Annotated in this window: 6 protein-coding genes; 5 read left to right on the top strand and 1 reads right to left on the bottom strand. The window is 72.1% G+C overall.

From position 1 onward, the window contains the following. Positions 1-145: 145 nt before the first annotated feature. On the bottom strand, positions 146-1,777 hold the full coding sequence (locus ACIA8F_RS33930) for an acyl-CoA synthetase (RefSeq protein WP_399384649.1): 1,632 nt from the start codon (positions 1,775-1,777) through the stop codon (positions 146-148). A 174-nt stretch (positions 1,778-1,951) separates the two neighbouring features. On the opposite strand from ACIA8F_RS33930, the gene ACIA8F_RS33935 reads away from it, so the two are divergent. The 5 genes from ACIA8F_RS33935 to ACIA8F_RS33955 all read left to right on the top strand — a co-directional run bounded on the left by ACIA8F_RS33935 (position 1,952) and on the right by ACIA8F_RS33955 (position 6,378). After that, a complete protein-coding gene (locus ACIA8F_RS33935; RefSeq protein ID WP_399384651.1) occupies positions 1,952-2,752 on the top strand; it encodes a crotonase/enoyl-CoA hydratase family protein in 801 nt (266 codons plus the stop codon). 61 nt (positions 2,753-2,813) lie between these two features. Further along, on the top strand, positions 2,814-3,779 hold the full coding sequence (locus ACIA8F_RS33940; RefSeq protein WP_399384653.1) for an OB-fold domain-containing protein: 966 nt from the start codon (positions 2,814-2,816) through the stop codon (positions 3,777-3,779). Further along, positions 3,779-4,837, top strand: a complete 1,059-nt coding sequence (locus ACIA8F_RS33945; RefSeq protein WP_399384655.1) for a thiolase domain-containing protein — start codon at positions 3,779-3,781, stop codon at positions 4,835-4,837. Before ACIA8F_RS33940 ends, ACIA8F_RS33945 begins: the two co-directional genes overlap by 1 nt. After that, positions 4,834-6,009, top strand: a complete 1,176-nt coding sequence (locus tag ACIA8F_RS33950) for a thiolase domain-containing protein (protein ID WP_399384657.1) — start codon at positions 4,834-4,836, stop codon at positions 6,007-6,009. Before ACIA8F_RS33945 ends, ACIA8F_RS33950 begins: the two co-directional genes overlap by 4 nt. Positions 6,010-6,138: 129 nt before the next feature. Further along, complete coding sequence (locus tag ACIA8F_RS33955; RefSeq protein WP_399384659.1) at positions 6,139-6,378, top strand: DUF397 domain-containing protein; 240 nt, start codon at positions 6,139-6,141, stop codon at positions 6,376-6,378. Positions 6,379-6,469: the final 91 nt, after the last annotated feature.

Raw genomic sequence — 6,469 nt, forward strand, 5'->3', positions numbered from 1 at the left:
GGACCGCCCCCCCGGGGCCGGCGGCCCCCCCCGCCCGGGCCGCCCCCCCCCCCCGCGCCCGCCCCGCCCCCCCCGGGGGGGGGGCCCCCCCGGGGGCCCCCCCCCCGCGGGCGTGCGCCGTACGGGGCCGGCTCGCGGCTTCGGCTCAGGCGCCCGCGTCCGCCTCCGTGGCCACCGACTTCGCCCACCGGTAGTCCGCCTTGCCGCTCGGGGAGCGCTGGATGGCGGGGGAGATGACGAGCTGGCGCGGGATCTTGTACCCCGCCAGCTTCGTGCGGCAATGGGCCTGTATCTCGTCCAGCGTCGGGTCGGCGGCGCCCTCCCGGATCTGGACCACCGCCGCCACGTGGCTGCCCCACTTCGGGTCCGCGACCCCGGCGACCAGGGCGTCGTAGACGTCCGGGTGGGACTTCAGGGCCTGCTCGACCTCCTCCGGGTACACCTTCTCGCCGCCCGTGTTGATGCACTGCGAGCCGCGGCCGAGGACGGTGACGATGCCCTGCTCGTCCACGGTCGCCATGTCACCGAGCAGCACCCACCGCTCGGATCCCTTCTGGAAGAAGGTCTCGGCGGTCTTGACCGGGTCGTTGTAGTAGCCCAGCGGGACGTACCCGCGCTGCGCGAGCCGTCCCGGTTCGCCGACCGGCACCGGCTCGTGGGTCACCGGGTCGACCACCTGCGTGCGCTCGTTGACCTCCAGCCGGAAGCCCTTCTCCGGACCGGAATCGTTCGTGGCGCGGCCGTTCGAGCCGGACTCGGACGAGCCGAAGTTGTTCAGGAGCATCACGTTCGGCACGAGCGCCTGGAACTCGGCGCGCACCGTCTCCGACATGATCGCGCCGGAGGAGGAGACGCTGAAGAGGGAGGACAGGTCGGTGCCCTTCAGCGGCCCGTTGAGGGCGTCGATGAGTGGCCGCAGCATGGCGTCGCCCACCAGCGAGACGCTGGAGACCTTCTCCTTCTCGATCGTGCGCAGCACCTCCTCGGGCGCGTACTTGCGGTGGATGACCACCCGCTGCCCGTAGTTGAAGGCGATGAAGGAGGTCAGCGTGGACGTGCCGTGCATCAGCGGCGGCGCCGGGAAGAAGGTGAGCCCGGCGCCCTTCGACGCGACCCGCTCGGCGAGTTCCTCGGGCCGCTTCACTGGTTCGCCGCTCGGTTCGCCGCCGAACAGGCCGGCGAAGAAGAGGTCCTCGGCGCGCCACATGACGCCCTTGGGCATGCCGGTCGTGCCGCCCGTGTAGATGATGAACAGGTCGTCGGGGGAGCGGGGCGGGAATCCCCGCCCGGGCGAGCCGGCCGCCTCCGCGTCGGCGTACGCGACCGGGGCGATCGAGGGCTCCGGGGCGCCCTCGGGGGTCGGCCCGACACGGACCAGGTGACGGAGCTTCGTCGTCTGCGGGAGGGCCGCCGCGACCCGCTCGGTGAACTCGCCCTCGAAGACGAGCGCGGCGAGGTCGGCGTCGTTGTAGAGGTAGACCAGCTCCTCCTCCACGTACCGGTAGTTGACGTTCACCGGTACCAGGCGGGCCTTCAGGCAGGCGAGGACGGTCTGGAGGTACTCGATGCCGTTGTAGAGGTGCAGGCCCAGGTGCTCACCGGCCTTCAGGCCGCTGTCCAGCAGGTGGTGCGCGATGCGGTTCGCCGCCGCGTCCAGCTCCGCGTACGTGAGGCGGCGCTCGGCGCCGGTCCCGGGGTGGTCCACGTACACGAGGGCCTCGCGGTCCGGGACCACGTCCACGACCGACTCGAACAGGTCGGCAATGTTGTACTCCACCGGTCCTCCTGACCCAGAAAATCCCATGGCTGGTCTGCTCGGCGGTCATTAGAGCGTCGCCAACCCCAACAAGGAAGGGGACCGTCCAAGAAATCTGACTGGGTGTCAGAAAACTATTGAACTGCACCCGCCCCTACTGCAACCTGTTCTAGGTCTTGAGACGGGAGGACGGCAATGGGTGGGACAGAACACCTGACCGTGGAACGCCACGGAGCCACGCTGGTGCTCACCATGAACAGGCCCGAGGCGAAGAACGCGCTCTCGCTGCCGCTGCTGGTGGGGCTGTACGACGGCTGGCTGGAGGCCGACGCGGACGACACGATCCGCTCGGTGGTGCTGACGGGAGCCGGCGGGGACTTCTGCGCCGGCATGGACCTGAAGGCGCTGGCCGGCAAGGGCATGGCGGGCGACCAGTACCGGGACCGGCTCAAGGCCGACCCCGATCTGCACTGGAAGGCGATGCTGCGCCACCACCGGCCGCGCAAGCCCGTCATCGCGGCGGTCGAGGGCTACTGCGTGGCCGGCGGCACGGAGATCCTCCAGGGCACCGACATCCGGGTCGCGGGGGAAGGGGCCACCTTCGGGCTGTTCGAGGTCAAGCGGGGCCTCTTCCCGATCGGCGGCTCGACGGTACGGCTGCCGCGGCAGATCCCGCGCACGCACGCGCTGGAGATGCTGCTGACCGGACGGCCCTACGCGGCCGAGGAGGCGGCGCGGATCGGACTCGTCGGGCGGGTGGTCCCGGACGGGACCGCGCTGGCCGCGGCGCTGGAGATCGCGGAGCGGATCAATGCGTGCGGGCCGCTGGCGGTGGAGGCGGTGAAGGCCTCCGTCTACGAGACGGCCGAGATGACGGAGACGCAGGGGCTGGCCTCCGAACTCCTGCGGGGATGGCCGGTCTTCGACACGGCCGACGCGAAGGAGGGGGCGCGGGCCTTCGCCGAGAAGCGGCCCGCGGTGTACCGCCGGGAGTAGCCGTACCGAGCCCGCACCGGCCCCGACCGTTCCTGGAACCCCACACATCGGAGACCCACCCATGACAGCCGCGTCGCCACCCGAGCTCCTCCGCGCACCCCTTGTCGTCGAGTTCCCCTTCACCCGCTCCCTCGGCCCCGTGCAGAGCGCCTTCCTCACCGGGCTGCGCGAGGGGGTCGTCCTCGGGGTCACGACCGCCGACGGCAAGGTGATGGTGCCGCCCGTCGAGTACGACCCCGTCACCGCCGAGGAGATCCGCGACCTGGTCGAGGTGGGCACCACCGGGACCGTCACCACCTGGGCCTGGAACGGATCACCGCGCCCCAACCAGCCCCTCGCCACGCCCTTCGCCTGGGTGCTCGTCCGCCTCGACGGCGCCGACACCGCCCTCCTGCACGCCCTCGACGCCCCCGGGCCCGAGGCCGTCACCACCGGCATGCGGGTCCGCGTGCGCTGGGCGGCGGAGCGGACCGGGGCCATCACCGACATCGCCTGCTTCGAGCCCGCCGGGGACGGGGAGCCGCAGGACGGGCAAGCGGCCCCGCACAGCGGGGAGTTCGCCGACGCCGTCACCGGGATCGTGGCCGAGGCCCGCCTGGACTACTCCTACAGCCCCGGCCGCGCGCAGACCGCGTACATCGCCGGGCTCTCCGAGCAGAAGACCATCGGCGAACGCTGCCCCTCCTGCCACAAGGTGTACGTGCCCCCGCGCGGCGCCTGCCCCACCTGCGGGGTGGCGACGACCGACCGGGTCGAGGTCGGGCCGGCCGGCACCGTCACCACCTACTGCATCGTCAACATCAAGGCCAAGAACCTCGACATCGAAGTGCCGTACGTCTACGCCCACATCGCCCTCGACGGCGCCGGCCTCGCCCTCCACGGCCGGATCGGCGGGATCCCGTACGACCAGGTGCGGATGGGGCTGCGGGTCGAACCCGTCTGGACCGAAGGCGGCCGCTACCCCGACCACTACCGCCCCACCGGAGAGCCGGACGCGGACTACGACGTGTACAAGGAGCTCATCTGATGGCCCGATACGCCCGCGAGGTCGCGGTGGTCGCCTTCGCGCAGAGCGACCACCTGCGCCGCACAGACGAGCTCAGCGAAGTCGAGATGGTCATGCCGGTCCTGCACCAGGTGCTCGCCGCCACCGGGCTGAAGGCGGGCGAGATCGGCTTCACCTGCTCCGGTTCCAGCGACTACCTCGCCGGCCGGGCCTTCTCCTTCACCATGACCCTCGACGGGGTCGGTGCCTGGCCGCCCATCTCCGAATCGCATGTGGAGATGGACGGCGCCTGGGCCCTGTACGAGGCCTGGGTCAAGATCCAGACCGGCGAGGCCGACACCGCGCTCGTCTACTCGTACGGAAAGTCCTCGCCGGGGTCCGTACGCGACGTGCTGACCCGCCAGCTCGACCCCTACTACGTCGCCCCCCTCTGGCCCGACTCCGTGGCCCTGGCCGCGCTCCAGGCCCAGGCGCTCATCGACGCGGGCGAGACAGACGAGACGGCCCTCGCCGCGATCGGCGCCCGCAGCCGGGCCTCCGCGGGCGCCAACCCGCACGCCCAGCTCAGCGGCGCCGTCGCGCAGGGCGACTACCAGGTCGCCCCGCTGCGCACCGGCGACTGCCCGCCCATCGGCGACGGCGCGGCCGCCGTCATCCTGGCCGCCGGGGACGTGGCCCGCAGGCTGTGCGAGCGGCCCGCCTGGATCACCGGCATCGACCACCGCATCGAGGCCCACAGCCTCGGGCTGCGCGACCTCACCGACTCCCCGTCGACACGGATCGCCGCCGAGCACGCGGGCGTCTTCGAGGCCCCGGTGGACACCGCGGAACTGCACGCACCCTTCTCCTCCCAGGAGGTCGTGCTGCGCAAGGCCCTCGGCCTCGACGGGGCCGTGCACGTCAACCCCTCCGGCGGAGCGCTCGCCGCCAACCCGATGATGGCCGCCGGCCTGATCCGGATCGGCGAGGCGGCCGCCCGCATCCACCGCGGCGAGTCCGACCGGGCCGTCGCGCACGCCACCTCCGGCCCCTGCCTCCAGCAGAACCTGGTCGCCGTCCTGGAAGGGGACCGAGCATGAGCACCACGGGCAAGGAGCCGGTGGCCGTCGTCGGCATCGGCCAGACCAAGCACGTGGCCGCCCGCCACGACGTCTCCATCGCCGGACTGGTGCGCGAGGCGGCGGCCCGCGCCCTCGCGGACGCCGAGCTCACCTGGGCGGACATCGACGCGGTCGTCATCGGCAAGGCCCCCGACTTCTTCGAGGGCGTGATGATGCCGGAGCTGTACCTCGCCGACGCCCTCGGCGCCGTCGGCAAGCCCATGCTCCGCGTCCACACGGCCGGTTCGGTGGGCGGCTCCACCGCACTGGTCGCCTCCAACCTGGTCGCCGCCCGGGTCCACCGCACGGTGCTGACCCTCGCCTTCGAGAAGCAGTCCGAGTCCAACGCCATGTGGGGGCTCTCCCTGCCCGTCCCCTTCCAGCAGCCGCTGCTGGCGGGGGCCGGCGGGTTCTTCGCCCCGCACGTGCGCGCGTACATGCGGCGCACCGGCGCCCCCGATACGGTGGGCTCGCTCGTCGCGTACAAGGACCGCCGCAACGCGCTGAAGAACCCGTACGCGCACCTGCACGAGCACGACATCACCCTGGAGAAGGTCCAGGCGTCCCCGATGCTGTGGGACCCGATCCGGTACTCCGAGACCTGCCCGTCCTCCGACGGGGCGTGCGCGATGATCCTCACCGACCGGGAGGGCGCCGCCCGTTCGCCGAGACCTCCGGCCTGGGTGCACGGCGGGGCGATGCGCAGCGAGCCGACCCTCTTCGCCGGGAAGGACTTCGTGTCCCCGCAGGCGGGCAAGGACTGCGCGGCCGACGTCTACCGGCAGGCGGGGATCACCGATCCGCGCCGGGAGATCGACGCGGTGGAGATGTACGTGCCGTTCTCCTGGTACGAGCCGATGTGGCTGGAGAACCTCGGCTTCGCCGACGAGGGCGAGGGCTGGAAGCTCACCGAGGCCGGAGTCACGGAACTCGACGGGGACCTGCCCGTCAACCCGTCGGGCGGCGTGCTGTCCACCAACCCGATCGGCGCCTCCGGGATGATCCGCTTCGCGGAAGCCGCCCTCCAGGTGCGCGGACAGGCCGGGGAGCACCAAGTCCCGGACGCCCGGCGGGCGATGGGGCACGCCTACGGCGGCGGGGCGCAGTTCTTCGCGATGTGGCTGGTCGGAGCGGAGCAGCCCGGCACCTGAGCGGAAACGGGATTCCGGGCGGGGTGCCGTACAGGCCACGAGTGACGCACCGTGGCCTGTGCGGCACGGCGTGCGATGGCTAACCTTGCCCCGGGACGACGAACCGGGAGTACCGGGAGGAGCACGCACGTGGCAGAGAGCACGACTTCGAAGGCGCCGGCCGGCTGGGGAAAGCCGGACCTCGATCTGACCGGGGCGCAGTGGCAGTCGAGCAGCCGGGGGGCGGGTGACGTCCAGATCGCCTTCGTGGAGGGGTTCATCGCGATGCGCAACGGCGACCGCCCCGAAAGCCCCTCGCTGATCTTCGCGCCGGACGAGTGGCGCAAGTTCGTCCTCGACGCACGGGGCGGGGAGTTCGACCTGACCTAGGGGGTGTCTTGTCGATCAGGCCGGGCTCGCGGGGCCTGGCACCGCGCCTCGCCGCGTTGTCGTCACTCGCCGACTTCCCCAAGCTCTCGGC

Source organism: Streptomyces sp. NPDC051563, assembly GCF_044454225.1.
Taxonomy (GTDB): Bacteria; Actinomycetota; Actinomycetes; order Streptomycetales; family Streptomycetaceae; genus Streptomyces.